The sequence below is a fragment of the Pseudomonas sp. JAI115 genome, assembly GCF_014200835.1.
GTDB classification, from domain to species: Bacteria; Pseudomonadota; Gammaproteobacteria; order Pseudomonadales; family Pseudomonadaceae; genus Aquipseudomonas; species Aquipseudomonas putida_A.
The window spans coordinates 346,712-363,825 of record NZ_JACHCY010000001.1 but is presented as its reverse complement, the minus strand read 5'-3'; the positions used below and the strand labels follow the sequence as shown (position 1 = coordinate 363,825).

Annotated in this window: 15 protein-coding genes; 9 read left to right on the top strand and 6 right to left on the bottom strand. The window is 61.2% G+C overall.

All coding sequences use genetic code 11. From position 1 onward, the window contains the following. Positions 1–3: 3 nt before the first annotated feature. Positions 4–855, bottom strand: a complete 852-nt coding sequence (locus tag HDC30_RS01570) for an STAS domain-containing protein (protein WP_096796830.1) — start codon at positions 853–855, stop codon at positions 4–6. 250 nt (positions 856–1,105) lie between these two features. On the opposite strand from HDC30_RS01570, the gene HDC30_RS01565 reads away from it, so the two are divergent. Further along, on the top strand, positions 1,106–1,375 hold the full coding sequence (locus HDC30_RS01565; protein WP_134786542.1) for a hypothetical protein: 270 nt from the start codon (positions 1,106–1,108) through the stop codon (positions 1,373–1,375). A gap of 62 nt (positions 1,376–1,437) precedes the next feature. Here HDC30_RS01565 and HDC30_RS01560 read toward each other — a convergent pair whose 3' ends face one another. Then, positions 1,438–1,959, bottom strand: coding sequence for a DUF4142 domain-containing protein (locus tag HDC30_RS01560; RefSeq protein ID WP_097087254.1), 522 nt, complete (start codon positions 1,957–1,959; stop codon positions 1,438–1,440). A gap of 204 nt (positions 1,960–2,163) precedes the next feature. Here HDC30_RS01560 and HDC30_RS01555 point away from each other — a divergent pair, with 204 nt between their 5' ends. Together HDC30_RS01555 and HDC30_RS01550 are read left to right on the top strand one after the other, a co-directional pair. Further along, positions 2,164–2,406, top strand: coding sequence for a DUF465 domain-containing protein (locus tag HDC30_RS01555; protein WP_183780210.1), 243 nt, complete (start codon positions 2,164–2,166; stop codon positions 2,404–2,406). 108 nt (positions 2,407–2,514) lie between these two features. Continuing rightward, on the top strand, positions 2,515–2,679 hold the full coding sequence (locus HDC30_RS01550; RefSeq protein WP_166495921.1) for a hypothetical protein: 165 nt from the start codon (positions 2,515–2,517) through the stop codon (positions 2,677–2,679). 258 nt (positions 2,680–2,937) lie between these two features. Here the strand turns inward: HDC30_RS01550 and HDC30_RS01545 are convergent, their stop codons facing one another. From HDC30_RS01545 to HDC30_RS01530, 4 genes are all read right to left on the bottom strand, one after another. Then, on the bottom strand, positions 2,938–4,008 hold the full coding sequence (locus HDC30_RS01545) for an SMP-30/gluconolactonase/LRE family protein (protein WP_183780207.1): 1,071 nt from the start codon (positions 4,006–4,008) through the stop codon (positions 2,938–2,940). Then, on the bottom strand, positions 4,005–5,150 hold the full coding sequence (locus HDC30_RS01540) for an SRPBCC family protein (RefSeq protein WP_097087258.1): 1,146 nt from the start codon (positions 5,148–5,150) through the stop codon (positions 4,005–4,007). The genes HDC30_RS01545 and HDC30_RS01540 overlap by 4 nt, the downstream gene beginning before the upstream one ends. Before the next feature lie 112 nt (positions 5,151–5,262). Continuing rightward, the gene (locus HDC30_RS01535) at positions 5,263–6,126 is read right to left on the bottom strand and encodes a LysR family transcriptional regulator (RefSeq protein ID WP_183780204.1); all 864 of its coding nucleotides are present in this window, start codon (positions 6,124–6,126) and stop codon (positions 5,263–5,265) included. A gap of 440 nt (positions 6,127–6,566) precedes the next feature. Beyond that, a complete protein-coding gene (locus tag HDC30_RS01530; protein WP_183780201.1) occupies positions 6,567–8,285 on the bottom strand; it encodes a hydrogenase maturation protein in 1,719 nt (572 codons plus the stop codon). Positions 8,286–8,580: 295 nt separating this feature from the next. Here HDC30_RS01530 and HDC30_RS01525 point away from each other — a divergent pair, with 295 nt between their 5' ends. The 6 genes from HDC30_RS01525 to HDC30_RS01500 all read left to right on the top strand — a co-directional run bounded on the left by HDC30_RS01525 (position 8,581) and on the right by HDC30_RS01500 (position 17,051). Further along, positions 8,581–9,090, top strand: coding sequence for a sigma-70 family RNA polymerase sigma factor (locus tag HDC30_RS01525; protein WP_027613691.1), 510 nt, complete (start codon positions 8,581–8,583; stop codon positions 9,088–9,090). Further along, positions 9,087–10,034, top strand: coding sequence for a FecR domain-containing protein (locus HDC30_RS01520; RefSeq protein ID WP_183780198.1), 948 nt, complete (start codon positions 9,087–9,089; stop codon positions 10,032–10,034). Before HDC30_RS01525 ends, HDC30_RS01520 begins: the two co-directional genes overlap by 4 nt. A 90-nt stretch (positions 10,035–10,124) precedes the next feature. Beyond that, entirely contained in the window at positions 10,125–13,046 is a 2,922-nt protein-coding gene (locus HDC30_RS01515; protein WP_183780195.1) for a TonB-dependent receptor, read from the top strand. Between the two features lie 269 nt (positions 13,047–13,315). Then, a complete protein-coding gene (locus HDC30_RS01510) occupies positions 13,316–13,792 on the top strand; it encodes an MbcA/ParS/Xre antitoxin family protein (protein ID WP_183780192.1) in 477 nt (158 codons plus the stop codon). After that, positions 13,789–14,292 (top strand): RES family NAD+ phosphorylase, encoded by a 504-nt coding sequence (locus HDC30_RS01505; protein ID WP_027613695.1) that lies wholly within the window; start codon positions 13,789–13,791, stop codon positions 14,290–14,292. The genes HDC30_RS01510 and HDC30_RS01505 overlap by 4 nt, the downstream gene beginning before the upstream one ends. Before the next feature lie 116 nt (positions 14,293–14,408). Further along, positions 14,409–17,051, top strand: a complete 2,643-nt coding sequence (locus HDC30_RS01500; RefSeq protein WP_183780189.1) for a TonB-dependent receptor — start codon at positions 14,409–14,411, stop codon at positions 17,049–17,051. The last annotated feature ends 63 nt before the right edge of the window (positions 17,052–17,114 follow it).

The following is a 17,114-nucleotide window of genomic DNA, read 5'->3' as shown; positions in this document are numbered from 1 at the left end:
GGCTCAGACCGCTTTGCCGAGGCTGATGCCCAGGCGGGAGAGGGCGAGCTTCAGTGCGTCGGCCAGATTGGCCTTGGTCACCACGCCTTGCAGGTCGAGGCCCAGGTGGACGATGGTCTGGGCGATTTGCGGACGCACGCCGCTGATGATGCAGTCGGCGCCCATCAGGCGAATCGCGGTTACGGTTTTCAGCAAGTGCTGCGCAACCAGCGTGTCGACGGTTGGTACGCCGGTGATGTCGATGATGGCGATTTCCGAACCGGTGTCGACGATGCGTTGCAGCAAGGACTCCATCACCACCTGAGTGCGTTGCGAATCGAGAGTGCCGATCATCGGCAGCGCCAGAACGCCGTCCCACAGTTTGACCACCGGCGTGGAGAGCTCCAGCAGTTCTTCCTGTTGGCGTTTGATCACCGCTTCACGGGACTTCTGGAAGGTACGGATGGTGTGCATGCCGAAGGCGTCGAACAGTTCGGAGATTTCCCAGAGTTGTTCGGCGAGCAGCGCTGGCTGTTCTTTATAGTGCGCTTGCAGCAGGGCAAACAGCGGGCCCTTCAGGGCGAAGATGAAACTGGCAGTCTGTTGCGAATCCTGACCGAGTTGGGCACGGCTGTGGGAGAGCTTTTCGAGGAACTGGCGGGTGGCTTCCCAACCCGGCGCATTGATGTTGGTGCCGTTGTCATCCTGCAAGCCATTGATCACCAGTTGCAGGAATTCGCTGGTCTGTTGTTGCAGGTCATGGTCCTTGAGATTGCGGGTGGCGCCGCTGGCTTCCAGGCCGTTGATCCATTCGCTCAGCAGTTGGGGTTGTTTGTTTTTCATCGCATCGAATGTGCTGTTCTGCAGTGCTGCCATGTGCCTGTTGCTCCGTAGCGTATTGGGGCCGGTTCTGTAAAAAGTGACCGGTGCGAAGTCAGTGACCTTTGCCGTTCAAAATAGTTGTTCAGGTGCGCAAGGATATTTTTGATCCGGCGCAAGGAATGCCCCGGTAACTCTAGTCGGCGCCCTTCAAACCAGCGATGTTTTGAACGTTGGCACCGTAGCGGCTTCGAATATACGAGGCCGACGGGTCTGAGTCGCGCCAGCATTGAAAAACGAGGTGGCTATGAACGAGCAATCGCAACAGCAGCAGAAACCGGACGCCGAACCGATCAATCGCAACGACCCGGCCATCGATCCGCAAGTGCCGGGGCAGAACCCGCCAACGCAACCCTCGGGTGGCACCGAGCAGGCGCAGAGCGCCGATCCGGTGGTGGACCAGAAGAACAAACACACCGACAACGACAACGAATTCAGCCCCGGTTTCGAACCTGAGCCCGATCGTCCGAAGCCCGGTGAAGAAACCGATGCCGACATCGATACTGACGGCGGTTGATCGCGCTGAAACGACAAAAGGCCGCATTTATCAATGCGGCCTTTTGCTGTACAGCGCCCGGGTTACTTGCTCGGGTGCTTGGCTTGCAGCTCTTTGGCCGCGGTCAGGTGTTTTTCCAATGCCGGGAGCATTTTCTGCGCAAAGGCCTTCAGTTCCGGGGCACCTTTGACTTTGTCGTCGGTCACGGTGTTGGCTTCTTTCTTGAACAGTTCGATGGTTTCTTCGTGGGCCTTGACCTGGTTGTTGGCGTAGGCCGCGTCGAAGGACTCATCGCGCATGTCGAGGATCTTTTCCTTGGCCTGCTTGACCAGAGTCGTGGTGTCCGGGACTTCGATGTCATTGGCCTTGGCAATGCTCGCCAGTTCATCGTTGGCCTTGCTGTGGTCGGTGATCATCATGTTGGCGAACGCCTTGATGTCGGCCGACTGACTTTTTTCCAGGGCGAGGCGACTGGTCTCGATCTCCGCGATGCCACCCGCGGCGGCGTTGTCGACGAAGTCATTGGAAGTGGCGGCGAAGGCACTGCCCATGCCGCTGCTCAGCGCGACAGCCAGAACGAGATGACGCAGGTTGAATCCGTCCATTGATGTATCTCCACACAGGTTTTTGTTGACGTTATGCAATGGAGGGAGCACAGCGGAAAAAGGTTTGATCGCGTTTCCGACAGGGCGACGAACGGCAACCGCTGGTCTGACAGGTGGTCGACAGAACGGCCCGACCAAGGCCATTCTGATAACTGCCAGCGCAATCGGTCGCGTTGGTTGCCGATCAACTGACGGAGGTGTTCCATGCCGGTGACTCATGACCTGTATCAGGATTTGAAGCTAACGAAGGAAGAGGTCCAGCAAAAACGCACCGAGGATTCGCGACTGGATTCACTGATAAACCAGTACTCCGAGGCGGACGCCGAAGTAGTCAAGGCCGAGACGGCGACCTCGGATGCACCCAGCGATGACACCCTGAAGAAACTCAAAGAGAAACGCTTGCAGGTCAAAGACAAGATCGTCGCGCAGTTGCAGGCTCGATCCTGACCGTCAGTCGCTTCACCGCTTCAAAATGGTGAAATGACTGAACGCAGCCCCTGACCGGCACCTCGAATGTACAGAGTCTTCACTCAGCGACTCTTTGCGAGGTGCCACATGAACACACCCAGATTCCCCAGTGAAGAGCAGGGCGGTTTCGACCCGGTTCCCACTCACCCTGAGCCCAACAGCCCGGCACACACCACCACTTTTCCCGAAGAGCCGGACGAAGATCTTCCTGAAGACGAAGATCCGGACAAGTTCGACAGATCCGGTAACTGACAGTCCGACTTCGCGAGCAAGCCCGCTCCCACATTGGAATGCGGTTCCCCTGTGGGAGCGAGCCTGCTCGCGAAGAGGCCAGCCCATTCAACATTATCGTTGCCTGACACACCGCTTTCGCGAGCAGGCTCGCTCCCACATTGGAATGCGGTTCCCCTATGGGAGCGAGCCTGCTCGCGAAGAGGCCTGCACATTCAACATCATCGTTGCCTGACACACCGCCTTCGCGAGCAGGCTCGCTCCCACATTGGCCCAGACTTATTTCAATGCATCCGCCAACGGCAACCGCGCCATGTGCCTAGCCTTCAGCGACCCCAGATACAACCAGTCCCCATACTCGCGCGCTGTGGTGATCGGAGAGTAATTGCCGCTGCTGGCGTCCTGCAGATTGGCGATTACCTTGCCCTCAAGATTCAGCCCCAGGACGAACCCGCGTTTCTCCACCGGTTTTGGCAGCACCGTCAGCGCGCGCACGATCATCTTGCGCACCCGCGGATGCCCGGCGGTGCCGTCGAGCAAGGCACTGCGCGGTGCGTACAGCGCGACCCAGAAGCGGTTGCTGCCATTGAACGCGAGGTTGTCCGGCAGGCCGGGCAGGTTGTCGATGAACAGATCATGGGTGCCGGCCTTGGGCCCCGTCAGCCAGTAACGACTGATGCGATAGGCGCCGGTTTCGTTGACCAGCACATAAGCGTCATCCGGGCCGAGAGTCACGCCGTTGGCAAACTGCAGTTTGTCCAGCAGCACGCTGGTCTTGCCGGTCTGAAAGTCATAGCGCAGCAGGCGCCCGTCACCGCTATGTTCAATGATCGCCTCACCGTCATGGCCGTAGCCCCAGCGGCTGCTGGCATCGCTGAAATAGGCGTAGTGCCCGGACTTGTCGATCGCCACGTCGTCGGTAAAACCGAAAGGCAGGCCATTGGCCTCGGTGGTCAGAGGAATCAACTGACCCTGGGCGTCGAGCGACAGCAGACCCTTGACCCCGTCGGCAATCACCAGCAAACCATTGGGATGCCGCGCCAAGCCCAGCGGCCGGCCGCCAGTGTCACTCAGCACTTTGCGCGTTTTGCCATCGAGGCTGGTGCGGATCAGGCGCCCGTCATGCAAGCCAGTGATCAGGTAATCGCCCTCCAGCAGCAGTGCTTCGGGGCCGTCGATGTCGCTCGGGCCAACCTGTTCGACGGCCTTGAGCCGCTGGTTTTCCGCGTACACCCCTTCGTTCAGTGACGGCGCCGCTGGCGGTTTCCACGCCACCGGCTGCACCTTGGTCGGCATCAGCAGCAGAAACGCGATGACGAGGATCACCAGCAATAACAGCAGGCGCTTCATGAAAGGTGCCCCGTCAGCGTCAGGTGCCTGAGCGCCATGTCGCGCAGGGCCTGCATCGAGGTCGCCGATTCACGTTCGATGCGGCGCTTGAGTAGCAGCAGATTGGCCAGGCGCATGCCAAGGCCATCGAACCGGTAATCCAGAGTGCGCACGAACCGCGTGCCGTCGCCTTGCGCCGCGCACTCGTAGGTCAGCAACAGCGACAAGCCATGATCGCCCCGCGCCTTGGCGCACCAGCGGCGACCGGGCAGATACTCGGTGACCTCCCAGCGCAAATGGCCGGCGCGCCCGCCGGCATGAATGTCTTCTTCGAAACGCGCGCCGGCATGCAGCGGGCCTTGCGGGCCGTCGATTTTCAGCGACGACGGGTGCCACTCGGGCCAGTGGTTGACGCTGGCGGCGTAGCGGAGCACGGCGATCGGTTCGCCGGCGATATCGATCTGGTGCTGCATGCGGGTCATGGGCGATCTCGAATAGCGCAACGGGGCGGGTGGCGGTTCCCAGTACAGGGTGCCGAACAGGTAATCCATCAGCGGAAAAACGATATTGAAATTACGCTCCTGCATGCACTCGCGGCGGTGATGCAGTTCGTGCAGATGCCGCATCTGGCGGATCCACGGCAGGCGGGTCAGCGGATTATTCGGCGGTAGATGCTCGCAGGCGTGAAACACCTCGTAGGCCAGATAACCCAGGACCATGCAGCCGCCGAACAGTCCGGCAACATTGGCGTTGAACTGCGCGAGCAGCCACCACAGCGGCAGGGTAAAAACCAGTGTATGCACGACGATCAGCCAGGCTGGAAACAGAATCACCCGCCAGTCGCGGGCGCCGTCATACGTCATGTGGCCGGGGGTGAAAAAGCTGTGATGGTCGCCGGCATGCCGCGCATAGAACAGCTTGGCGAAGGTCTTTTTGTGGTGACCGAGATGGCGATGAACCATGTACACGCCAAAGTTGAACAGCAGCAGGGTCAGCGGCACGCTCAGCCATTCCAGCGGCTGCACCTGATGCGCGCTGCTCCAGAAAGCGCCGATCGCCAGCACGCCGAACAGAAGCACGAAGGCGCCGTGCAGCCACGGGTTGTACAACGGATGAATGGCCGCACGATAGCGGCTGCGAAATGCCTCGGTGGTCTGCCTCACTGCGTTCACCTGTGGGTATTGTTGTTATACCCGGCAGATTAGCCGATCCGGCCGTTTGTGCAGGCCGCACCTTGAGGTCAGTTGCGCCATGCTCCGGTGTAAAGCGGCCGACTCAGCTCAGCGGGTTCCAGCGTTGCGACCAGTCGTCATCGGTGGCGATTACCTGGCGCAGCAGATCGAACGCCTGTTGCAGCGTCGCCGAGTCGCGCTCGCGGGCATACACCAGATAGGTTGGATAGCCGAATTCCGGGGCTTTGATGACCGCTTCCAGGGCGCCGGTTTCCAGATAGCTGCGCACCACACGGGTACGGAAGTAGCCACTGCCGCCATGTTCGAGGATGTATTGCAGGGCCAACGGGCCGAGGTTGAAACTCAGCGCGGCTTTGGCCTTGTCCGGCAGGGCGGCGTCGTGCTGGCGACGAAAATCCGGCCCCCAGTCGATGTAGACGTAGGGATCCGGGCGGTTCGGCGCACGCACCAGAATCAGTTTTTCTTCCAGCACCTGCTCGACTTGCAGGCCGGGCCAGTATTCCGGCTGATAGACCAGCGCGGCATCGAGCACGCCGAGTTCGAGTTGGCGCAGCAGGTTTTCGCCGTCGCGGATTTCCATGCGCAGGGCGTGGCCGGGGATCTTTTCGCGCAGTTCGGCGGCCCAGCTGAGCATCAACGGGTTGCACAGGCTGACTTCGCCGCCTATGTGCAGCACGTTGTGGTAGCCGTCCAGCAGCGGCAGGTCGCGCCGTGCGGCTTCCCAGGTCTGCACCAGTTGATTGGCGTAGACCACGAAGGCCTCGCCGTTGGCAGTCAGTTTCGCCCCGGCGCGGTTGCGCACGAACAGCGTACTGCCCAGCTGACTTTCGAGTTTCTGCACCCGGGCGGTGATCGCCGTCTGCGTGACGAACAGCTTCTGCGCCGCCGCCGCGAGGCTGCCGTGACGGACGATTTCCAGAAAGGTGCGGGCGAGGTCGATGTCCATGGGCGGGCCGGTGTCTGAGGTGCGGGCATTGTAAGTGCCGGCTCGCCACCGCGTCATCGTTCATCGCGAGCAGGCTCACTCCTACAGGGTCCTGCGCTGGCCCATCGATTTCGCGAACGACCCGAAATCCTGTGGGAGCGAGCCTGCTCGCGAATGGTGTCTGGCTGCCAAACCAGCATTGCCTGACCCACCGCCATCGCTGGCAAGCCAGCTCCCACAGGATTGGGCGGCGGCCATCGATTTCGCGAACGACACAGAACCCTGTAGGAGTGAGCCTGCTCGCGATGGCGGTCTACCTGTTAAAACAGCAATGCCTGACCCACCGCCATCGCTGGCAAGCCAGCTCCCACAGGTTTTATGTCGTTCACAAGTTCTGTGAGCGCCGCAGTAACCTGTGGGAGTCTGGCTTGCCAGCGATGAGGCCGTAGTGGCGGTGAAGCTCAACCCGCCAACTCAACCTTGCGCACCCGCGCCCATTCCTCGACCAATCGCGCCGGCGTGCCGCAGGCCTTGCGCTTGTAGACGAAGTGGCTGCACTTCTCGGCAAACTGATTGCGGTTGTAGAGCATGTCTTCCTGCATCTCTTGCAGTTCGCTTTCCCGACATTGCTGGATCAGCACCTGATCAACCCGCAACTTGCGCTCGCGCACGGCAGCGTAGGTCGGGTCGGTCAGTGCCGCGTTGGCCCGTTGCAGCAACCACAAGGAAAACTCATCCGGGCAGCGCGGGCCGATTTCCTGGACCATGCCCAGCTGCAGCGCCTGCGTGGCACTGACCGGCAGGCAGGCCTGGGTCAGTTGCTCGGCCATCGCCGGGCCGACGGCGCGCGGCAGGCTGTAGGTCCAGTATTCCGAGCCATACAGGCCCATGCTCTTGTAATGCGGATTGAGCACGATGTCCGCGCGGGCAAACACGATGTCAGCAGCCAGTGCGAGCATCACGCCGCCAGCCCCGGCATTGCCGGTCACGCCGCTGACCACCAGTTGCCGCGCGCTGAGCAGTTCGGCGCAGACATCGTCGATTGCCTGAATATTCGCCCAGGCTTCAGCGCCCGGGTCCTGCGCCGCCTGGATCACGTTCAGGTGCACACCGTTGGAAAAGCTGCCGCGTCCGCCCTTGATCAACAGCACCCGAGTGTCCCGAGACTTGGCCCAGCGTAGCGCCTCGACCATGCGCTGGCACTGTTCGGTGCTCATCGCACCGTTGTAGAACTCGAACGTCAGCTCCCCGACATGCCCGGATTCGCGGTAGCGGATCGGCTGATACGCCTCGTCGTTGAACGGCTCGCTGGCGATCGACCAGTCGAGGGTCGGCACACCCTTCAGTTGCCCGGCCAGCACATGCCGCGCCGGTTGCTTGAAGGTCTCCTCGCCGGGTAGCGGCTTGCGCCGCAGCGAGCCGATCCACAGGCTGTGATCGCCGGTCGCCACCAGCACCGCGTCGTCATGCACCGCGAGGATTTTGCCGGGAATGCCAGTGCGCTGATCGAGGTGCGCGTCGTACACGTAATACTGCCCGCCGGCCAGGCTTGCCAAGACCCCGGGCTGGCCGTCAGCGGCGTCGATGCAGCGTTTGATGAACCGCGAGCAGTCGTGCCAGCTGAAGGTGCGATCGGCCTGCTTCATGTTCGGTTGCAGGCGGCCACGGACTTTGGGATCGGTGTAGTCCAGCGCGACGGGTTGCACGCCGTCGATGAACTTGTCGACCACTTCGCGAATGCAGCGAATCGCCGCATCGCTGACCCGCCCGTTGTACAGCTCGGACTTGCGCAAGCCCGACGGCAGATTGAATTCGCAGGTGGCCCAGACCGGGCCGGCGTCCATTTCTTCTACCGCTTGCAGGGCGGTCACGCCCCAGCGCGTCAGTTCATTGGTGATCGCCCAGTCCAGCGCGCTGGCGCCACGATCGCCGACGATGCCTGGGTGGATGATCACCACCGGGCGCCGCGCATTGCTCCACAGCGCCTGCGGTACGCGATCCTTGAGGAACGGGCAGATCACCAGATCGGCGCCGCTGTGTTCGATCTGTTCGCACACCGACGCCTCGTCGGTAAACACCACGACGCTGGGCGAGTGCCCGGCCTGACGCAGTTCCAGCCAGGCGCGTTGAGTCAGGCCGTTGAAGGCCGATGACAGCAGAATAATCTTCAGTGATCGCATGGTTTTCTTCCTTGAAGGGATAGCCGCGGGCTCCCGGTGAGCCGTCCTTGGCGTTCGATGAAGCGCGCAGATTAGAGAGTGGCTGCGCGCTGGCAACTGATCAGGGTCAACGTTGTGTCAGTCAATATTTCTGCGGCGACGGAGCGCCTTATTCTCAAAGGTTTGCTTATCCTGATTTTTAATTACTTCAAATGTCCGCAACGCTATTGCACAGTCGCGCCTGATCAAGAGCCGGACGATCCCGGCAGAACGATGGTTTTTCGCAGCGGGTGGGACCCGTTTCAGGGAGCAAGGCATGGGTGATGTTCAGAACCCGCATTACCGGATGATTGGGCACATGTTCCAAAAGGACTATCGCTGGCTGTGCGCTGCCGTTGGCCGCACGCTGGGTTGCCCGCACAGCGCACAGGACATCGCCTCGGAAACTTTTTTACGGGTGCTGGCCCTGCCGGACCCGAGCGCCATTCGCGAGCCGCGGGCGCTGCTGACCACCATCGCCCGGCGGCTGGTCTATGAAGGCTGGCGCCGCCAGGATCTGGAGCGCGCTTATCTGGAAAGCCTGGCGCTGGCGCCGGAACCGGTGCATCCATCACCGGAAGAACGCGCGTTGGTGATCGAGGCATTGCTGGCAGTCGATCGCTTGCTCAATGGCTTGTCGGCCAAGGCCAAAGCCGCGTTTCTCTACCATCAGCTCGACGGTTTGACCTACAGCGAAATCGGCGAACGGCTGGGGGTTTCCACCAGCCGGGTGCAGCAGTACATGGTCGAGGCCTTCAAGCGTTGCTATCAGGCGATGCAGGCATGAGGCCGGACGAAGCGGTGATCGATGAGGCGGCGCAGTGGATGGCGCTGTTGCAGTCCGGCGAGGCCAGCGCTGGCGAGCGTGCGGCGTTCGAAGCGTGGCGCGCGGCTGATCCGCGCCATCAGCGGATCATCGAACAAATGGGCGGTGGCCTGAACCTGCTGCGCAACCCGACCTTGCGCGGGCTGCCACGCAACAGTCTGCTGCACAGCCTGAATGCGCCATCGAGTCGGCGACGCTTTGTCAGTGGCAGCTTGAGTGTACTCGGCATCGCGGTGCTGGCCGGGTTGCTCGGGCGCCGCTATGGCTGGCTGCCGGAATCGGAGGAGTTGGCGACCGGCACCGGCGAGCGGCGCGATTTCACCCTGGAGGATGGCAGTGCGCTGAGCCTGAATGCGCGGACGCGCGTAGTGACGCAATTCGATGCGATTCAGCGCTTGTTGGCATTGCGTACGGGCGAGTTGTTGGTGGATGTCGTCAAGGATCCCGCGCGGCCATTCGTGGTCGAGACCGAGCACGGTCGGATGCGTGCGTTGGGGACGAAATTCCTCGTGCAACAAAACGATGATTTCACCCGACTGGTGATGCTGCACTCGCAGGTCGAAGTGATCACCGCCGGCGGTGCGCGGCAGGTGGTGGAGGCGGGGGAGAGCCTGCTGTTCAACGCTCAGGACATTCTGGCTCTGGAGCGCAGCACCGGTCAGGAAAGCGCCTGGGTGCAAGGTCGACTGGAAGTGCGCGACCAACCGCTGAGCGAAGTGATCGACAACCTGCGCCGCTATCGCCGGGGCATTCTGCACCTGAGTCCCGAGGTGGCCGATCTGCGCCTGAGCGGCCTCTATCCGCTGGACGATAGCGACCGCACCCTGCAACTGCTGGAGCGCTCGCTGCCGATCCGCGTCACTTGGCACAACCCCTATTGGGTCAGCATCGGCGCGCGGTTATAGCGTCATAACTTCTTGGCCTAATCGCCGCCCTATAAAAAGCGCCGGCCCGCTGCTCATTCCCTGCAGACGCCTTCAACAGGGAAGCCCTTGATGATTTCATTCAAACAACAATTACCGCGCCTGACCCTCGCCGCCGCACTGGCGATGGGGCTGGGGCCGATCGCGGTGTATGCGCAGGATTCTGCGGCCCAGGTCTACACCTTCGACATCGCCAGCGGCCCGTTGGATGAGGTCTTGCTGGACATCTCACGCCAGACCGGCGTACCGATTTCCTTCAGCCAGAATCTGGTGCAAGGCAAGCGCAGCAGTGCGGTACGCGGTGCGTTGGGCGGGCGTCAGGCCGTCGAGAAGGCATTGCGCGGCAGCGGCTTGCACGTCGAGCAAAGTGCCCAGGGCCTGAGCGTGCGTGAAGGCGCGGCGAGTACGCCGGTGGCGGCCAAAGTCAGCGCTGTGGCCCCAGCCACCAGCGCCGATTACCGCATGGAAAAAGTCACCGTCACCGGCTCGCGAATCGCCCGTGCGCAGAGTGATGGCGCGACCCCGGTCAACGTCATCACCCATGAAGAAATGGAAGCGCGCGGCTACAAGAACGTCTACGACGCCTTGGCAACGCAGACGCAAAACACCGGCATGACCCAGGGCGAGGACTACGGCAACACCTGGCAGCCAGCAGCCAGCGCAATCAACCTGCGTGGCCTCGGCCCCAATCACACGCTGGTGCTGATCAACGGCCGGCGCGTCGCCGATTACCCGACGCCATACGATGGCAAGGTCAACTTCACCAACCTGGCGAACATTCCCTCGGCAGTCATCGAACGTATCGAAATTCTCAGCAGCGGCGCCTCGGCGATCTACGGTTCGGACGCAATTGCCGGGGTGGTCAACATCATCCTCAAGAAGCAGATCAATGGCATCGACGTCAATCTCAAGGGCGGCACCAGCGAGCGCGGCGGTGGCGACAATCAGCGCCTGCAAATCAGCGGCGGTGGCAGTTGGGGTGACTTCGACGGCTTGTTCGGCCTGGAGCTGACCAACCGCGATCCGATCTGGGCCGACGATCGCGGCTTCATGCAGAGCGGCCCGCTGGCGGATGTCGGTTACCGTCGCGACCTGAGCAACAACCGCTACCTCGGCCCCGGTTGCGGCGCCTATCAAGGCACTTTCGATAACAAGCTGCTGAACAACGCGGGTCGTTGCCGCACCGATCAGATGTACAACGATTACTGGACGATCCAGACGCAAAAGGAAAACTACGACGGCTACACCCGCGGCACCTGGCACTTCAGCGACAGCGGTCAGGTGTTTGCCGACTTGATGTATGGCCTCGATCACATCCAGAACAACACCCGTGGCCCAACTTTTACTTCGCCGGACTTCATCAACCAGAACAGCGGCAATCTCGAGCGCTGGTATCGCCGTTATGGTGAAGAGGAAATCGGTGGTCGCACCAGCAACAACAGCAAGTGGACCGACACTTCATGGACCGGCACCCTCGGCCTCTCGGACAAGATCGCCGACACCGGCTGGAGCTATGATCTGGCGGCCAACCGCTCGGAGTACCGCAGCGTCCGAACCACGCGCTACACGCCGCTGTCATCGATTCAGGATTTCTACCTCGGCCCGCAATTGGGCGTGAGTGGCGGTTATCCGGTGTTCGCCCCGGACGCCTCGCGCCTCGATCGCCCGCTGACGCCACAAGAGTGGGAGCAGTTTCGCAGCAACCTGACCCAGCGCAGCAAGTCGGTTTCCACCAGCTACAACGCCTCGATCAATGGCGACTTGTTTGACCTGCCGGCCGGCCCGGTCGGATTCGCCGGCGTGCTGGAAGCGGGCAAGCAGGAATATCGCGTCGACCCGGATGACGCTCTGAATAACGGCACCTTTTATGGCGTGAGCCCGGCGCAAAGCTCCGGCGGTTCGCGCAAGCGCTACGCGGCGGGCGGCGAGTTCAGTATTCCGGTCACCGACACCGTGCTGGCCACCGCCGCCGGGCGTTGGGACCAATACAAATTCAGCGGCCGCAGCGAGCAGCAGAAAACCTATAACCTCGGCCTCGAATGGCGCCCGATCACCAGTCTTTTGCTGCGCGGCAGTTACGGCACCAGTTTCCGCGCGCCGGACCTGAACTACATCTACCAGTCCGACAGCAACGGTTACTACCCGGCGCAGATCGACTACTACGGTTGCAGCCAGGGCGTGCAGGGTGCGTGTGATCGCGGGCGGGTCGACTACACCCAGAGCGGCACCCCGGATCTTGAGTCCGAGCGCGGCAAATCCTGGACCTATGGGTTTGTCTGGTCGCCGTCGCGCAATTTCGATTTCTCCACCGATTTCTGGCGGGTCGAGATCGACGACCTGCTGACCACCGTCGACGAAAATCGCCTGTTGCAGCAAGAGAACGAATGCCGCAACGGCACCCAGGACATCAACTCGGCCAACTGCCAGTCGACCCTGGCGCGCATCGACCGCAATCCGGGGAATGCCGCCATCGATCCGAATCAGTTGCAACGAGTGCGGGTCAATGCGATTAACGCCGCCAGCGAGCGGGTCAGCGGTCTGGACTTCAAGAGCAACATCCGCTGGGGCGCCGGTCAGTACGGGGCGTTCAGTTCGGCGCTGGGCTACACCCTGGTGCTATCGCATTACTACAAGGAGTCGGACGAAGCACCGACTCAGGACTGGCGCACCTCGCGCACCAACTACGACTGGCGCAGCAAGGTCAACGCCAGCCTGACCTGGGATTACCAGAAGGCCACGGCGACGCTGATGGGCATTCGTTACGGCTCCGTGACCAACGGCGCGGGTGACGGGCGCCTGTCGCCGTGGACGGTGTTCAACGCCAGTGCGCGATACAAACTCAATGACCGCGCCAGCGTCGGGCTGACCGTGAACAACGTGCTCAACCAGATCAAGCACGATGACTCCGCCGGCTGGCCGTATTACCCGACCGGCAACTATGACTCGTACGGGCGGCAGTGGTGGCTGGATGTGAGTTATCACTTCGGCAGTTGAGCACGCGGTATTCGTGGGTAATGTCCTACGGAAACAGGTCTGGATTTCGCAGAAACGGGGATATTTCCGACGACATTCTCAGGTTGGTCGTCGGAAGCGCGATCTATAGCATCGGACATGACATTGAAGTCGTAAACGGCTTGGACGCTCAGGCCTCTGATAACGGATGGATTATGCGAACTCCCCACCTCGAATACGAAACGCCTGCTTATTCCCATCGCCTTCACTGGCGCACCGATCGTGCCAGATGCCCCATGGAGGAGGTCACGATGCCCAGCGTCAAGGTACCCCGGCTGACGGGGGTGAAGAGGGCCGAGGGCAGACCTGTCGACTTGCTCGTGAATGGCCGGAACATAGGTGACGATGCCTTTCTGATCGTTGACCTGACCGACGAAGGTTTTGAGCTGAACGATGTCGTCAACATGCTTTCAACCTCTGAGCTTTATCTGCAAGGCGACATGGTCAAACGCATCACCGGCAAGTCGGTCGGCACCGTACGCCGACTACTGAAGGAAGGTAAAACGGTACGGCTTGACCCGCAGCAGAGTGTCGTCGCCTACCAATATGCCTTGGTGCTGGAAAAGGCCACTCGCGCCTTCGGGAGGCAGTCACGGGCCGAGGAGTGGCTGCGCAAGCCCAGCACCTACCTGAACGGTCGCGTACCGGTGGAGTTTATTCGGCATTCACTGGGGTTTCAGATGGTGGAGCAGTATCTGGGGCAACTGATATACGGGGTTTACACATGAATCCCTTGCCCTGGGACGAGCACTGGTATGCCTGGCGGCTGGACCCCGAGGTTTATGGCGGGACGTGGGACAGCGGGATGGGTTCGAATCTCAATGGTGGCCGATGGAACATACCTGGGCGGCGAGTCGTTTATGCATCAGTCGATCCGTCGTCGGCCATTCTGGAGGTGGCAGCCAATCACAGCTTTGATGCGCTGGACAGTGAACCTTATGTGCTCACGTGTTTTGAGGTCGTCAGCGAAGCAAAAGTGAAAATCGTCCAGCCGGAGGATGTGCCGAATCCTTATTGGTTGAGCCCCGCCAAGCCTTCCCCCAATCAACAACTGTTCGCCGATGCGTTGTTGGCAGAGCATCCGTTTGTACTTATCCCTTCGGCGGCAACCCGGCACTCGTGGAATCTGCTGGTGAGTTGCGAATTGGCGGAGGGACAGTTCAGGATGGTTTCCCAAGAACGGTTTGGGCTGGATACAAGATTGCTGAGGGAGATGGAGCTGGCTTGATCCACACCTGCCATTTTTTGCATAACCTCATCACCCAACGGTCTAAATCGGGCTCTATAAAACCCTGCTGTCCATTGCACATCCCTGCATAAACCAAAACGCAGGGATGGCTGTTCATGATCCATTTTTCACCCGTTAGATCCCGTTTGAGCCTGGCCTTGCTGCTGGCGATCAATACCTTGCCGGCGGTCGCTGCCGAAGAGCCGACAACCCAGTTGCAACGGGTCGAAGTTACCGGCACGGCGATTCGCCGGGTCGATGCGGAAACTGCAGTACCCGTCACCATTCTGCGAGTTGAAGAATTGCGCGAGCAGGGGGTGAGCACCACTGAAGAGCTGGTCAGCCGGATTTCCGCCAACCAGTCCTCGGTCGGCTCCGGTCGTTCGGTGGGTTCGAGCAGCGGCGGGGCGTCGTATGCCGATTTGCGCGGCATCGGCCCGAACAAGACGCTGGTACTGCTCAATGGCCGGCGGCTGAGTAACAACGCGACCAATGCGATCAATGGCTCCGGGGTTGACCTGAACACCATTCCGTTCGCCGCCATTGATCGCGTCGAAGTCCTGCGTGACGGCGCTTCGGCGTTATACGGCACCGATGCGATCGGCGGGGTGATCAACTTCATCACCAAGACCAGCCTCACCGAAGGCCAACTGAGCACCAACTACGACACGCCGACCCATGCCGGCGGTGGGGAAAGTCGTAACTTCAGCGGCAGTTGGGGCTTCGGCGATTTGCAGGATGACCGTTTCAACGTGTTCGGCGTGGTCAGTCATGACAAGCAGCAACGACTGGCTGCCGAAGACCGTGGTTACACCTACAACTATCAGCCGGGACGCGGCCTCGATTACACCTCCGGCACCGCATCGCCGGCCAACTGGAGTCAGGGCAGCAACGCCACCAATCCACTGGCCAGTTCCGCTTGCAATGCACCGGGGTTGCTGGCGCGCAATGGCATCTGCCGCCAGAGCCTGTGGAACTACCTCGATCTGGTGCCGGAAACCGAGAAGACCTCGGCTTTCGCCAAAGCCACCGGCAAGCTCGCGGATGATCACAACGTCAGCCTCGAATACTTCTGGGCACGTAACGAAAACCGCACGCAGATCGGCCCCGGTACGCTGATGGGCAATCAGGTCAATCCCGGCACGACGTTCTATCCCGGTAACGGCATTACTCCCGGCCCCAACGGTTTCGCCCTCGACCCGACGCAACCGGTGGATGTGAACTGGCGCGAAACCGCCGTTGGCGCGCGCCAGCACGAAGACGACAACACCGGCCAGCGTTTGCTGTTGAGCTTTGACGGCAGCGTGGTGGGTTGGGACTACAACGTCGGTGCGTCGTACAACCAGAACAAAGTGGTCAATAGCATCGAGGCCGGCTACGTCAACGACCGCGCCGTCAGCGCCGGCATTGCCAATGGCATCATCAACCCGTTCGGTGCGCAGACTGCTGCCGGGCAGGCACTGCTGGCCGCCAATTCCGTAGACGGCGATTACGGCACGGCGGTCGGCCGCGTGAAGGCGATTGACGGGCGTGTCAGCCGCGAGATCGGTGACTGGTTCGGCGCCGGCCCTTCGGCACTGGCGCTGGGTGGCGAATACCGCAAGGAAGATTTCCATCAGGACTTCGCCCAGTTCGCCGCCGATGTGCAGAGCCTAGGTGTCGACCCGAATGCCAGCGTCACCGGGGATCGCAGCGTCTCGGCGCAATACGCCGAGGTCAACGTGCCGGTGCTCGACAGCCTGGAATTGTCCGCCGCCGTGCGCCACGACAAGTACAGCGACTTCGGCAGCACCACCAACCCGAAGTACTCGTTCCGCTTCCAGCCGTTCAAGCAACTGGTGGTGCGCGGCGCCTACAGTGAAGGTTTTCGCGCACCGTCGTTGTATGAGCTGTACAACCCGAACTTCACCACGTTCACCGTCGCCAACTACAACGACCCGCGACTGTGTGCCGGTGGCAACCCGAGTAACGGCGGCATCGCCAACCGCGACTGCGCCCAGCAGTTTTACAGCCGCACCGGTGGCAATACGGACCTCAGTCCGGAAACCGCGCGCAACGTCACCCTCGGTTTCGTCTATCAACCATTCGAGCGTCTGAGCACCGGGCTGGATTTCTGGTGGATCAACATCGCCAACCAGATCGCCGAATTCCCGGAATCGGCGGTGTTCGAGAACCCGGAGCTGTACCCCGAGCGCCTGGTGCGCAAGCCGGACGGCTCCATTGATCACATCGTCACCGGGCTGGCCAACCTCGGCAAGATCAAGACCAATGGTATCGATGTCAGTTTCGACTACCGCTTGCCGAGCACCCCGTACGGCAATTTCGGCATCGGCCTGCAAGGCACCTATGTCAGCCGTTACGAGTACCAACAGCAGCTCAAGGGCGACTACATCGACAAGCTCGGCGATTTCCGTGGGGGCGACTTTTCCTCGGCCGGCGCCGTGGCCCGCTGGCGCCACAGCCTGACCGGCAGCTGGAATTACGGCCCCTACGGTATCGCCCTGACCAACCGCTACACCAGCGGTTACCACGACTCCGACCGCGAGACCCACGATTACGTCGGCTCGTACAACGTCTGGGATCTGGCCGGCACCTACACCTGGCGCAAAACCCTCAGCGTGACCCTCGGCGCGAAGAACCTGTTCGACCGCGAGCCACCGTTCAGCAACCAGACCTACACCTTCCAGAGCGGCTACGACCCGAAATACGGCGACCCGTTCGGGCGGACGTTGTACACGCGGGTCAATTACAAGTTCTGAGAATGCCCAGAGGCGGCGGGTTTTAGTCACTTATTGATCTAAGCCTGCCCTATAAAAATCGCC

Excerpts from the sequence above, each read along its gene's own strand:
- HDC30_RS01570 (WP_096796830.1), bottom strand. The coding sequence starts at position 855 with ATGGCAGCACTGCAGAACAGCACATTCGATGCGATGAAAAACAAACAA.
- HDC30_RS01565 (WP_134786542.1), top strand. The coding sequence starts at position 1,106 with ATGAACGAGCAATCGCAACAGCAGCAGAAACCGGACGCCGAACCGATC.
- HDC30_RS01560 (WP_097087254.1), bottom strand. The coding sequence starts at position 1,959 with ATGGACGGATTCAACCTGCGTCATCTCGTTCTGGCTGTCGCGCTGAGC.
- HDC30_RS01555 (WP_183780210.1), top strand. The coding sequence starts at position 2,164 with ATGCCGGTGACTCATGACCTGTATCAGGATTTGAAGCTAACGAAGGAA.
- HDC30_RS01550 (WP_166495921.1), top strand. The coding sequence starts at position 2,515 with ATGAACACACCCAGATTCCCCAGTGAAGAGCAGGGCGGTTTCGACCCG.
- HDC30_RS01545 (WP_183780207.1), bottom strand. The coding sequence starts at position 4,008 with ATGAAGCGCCTGCTGTTATTGCTGGTGATCCTCGTCATCGCGTTTCTG.
- HDC30_RS01535 (WP_183780204.1), bottom strand. The coding sequence starts at position 6,126 with ATGGACATCGACCTCGCCCGCACCTTTCTGGAAATCGTCCGTCACGGC.
- HDC30_RS01530 (WP_183780201.1), bottom strand. The coding sequence starts at position 8,285 with ATGCGATCACTGAAGATTATTCTGCTGTCATCGGCCTTCAACGGCCTG.
- HDC30_RS01525 (WP_027613691.1), top strand. The coding sequence starts at position 8,581 with ATGGGTGATGTTCAGAACCCGCATTACCGGATGATTGGGCACATGTTC.
- HDC30_RS01520 (WP_183780198.1), top strand. The coding sequence starts at position 9,087 with ATGAGGCCGGACGAAGCGGTGATCGATGAGGCGGCGCAGTGGATGGCG.
- HDC30_RS01515 (WP_183780195.1), top strand. The coding sequence starts at position 10,125 with ATGATTTCATTCAAACAACAATTACCGCGCCTGACCCTCGCCGCCGCA.
- HDC30_RS01510 (WP_183780192.1), top strand. The coding sequence starts at position 13,316 with ATGCCCAGCGTCAAGGTACCCCGGCTGACGGGGGTGAAGAGGGCCGAG.
- HDC30_RS01505 (WP_027613695.1), top strand. The coding sequence starts at position 13,789 with ATGAATCCCTTGCCCTGGGACGAGCACTGGTATGCCTGGCGGCTGGAC.
- HDC30_RS01500 (WP_183780189.1), top strand. The coding sequence starts at position 14,409 with ATGATCCATTTTTCACCCGTTAGATCCCGTTTGAGCCTGGCCTTGCTG.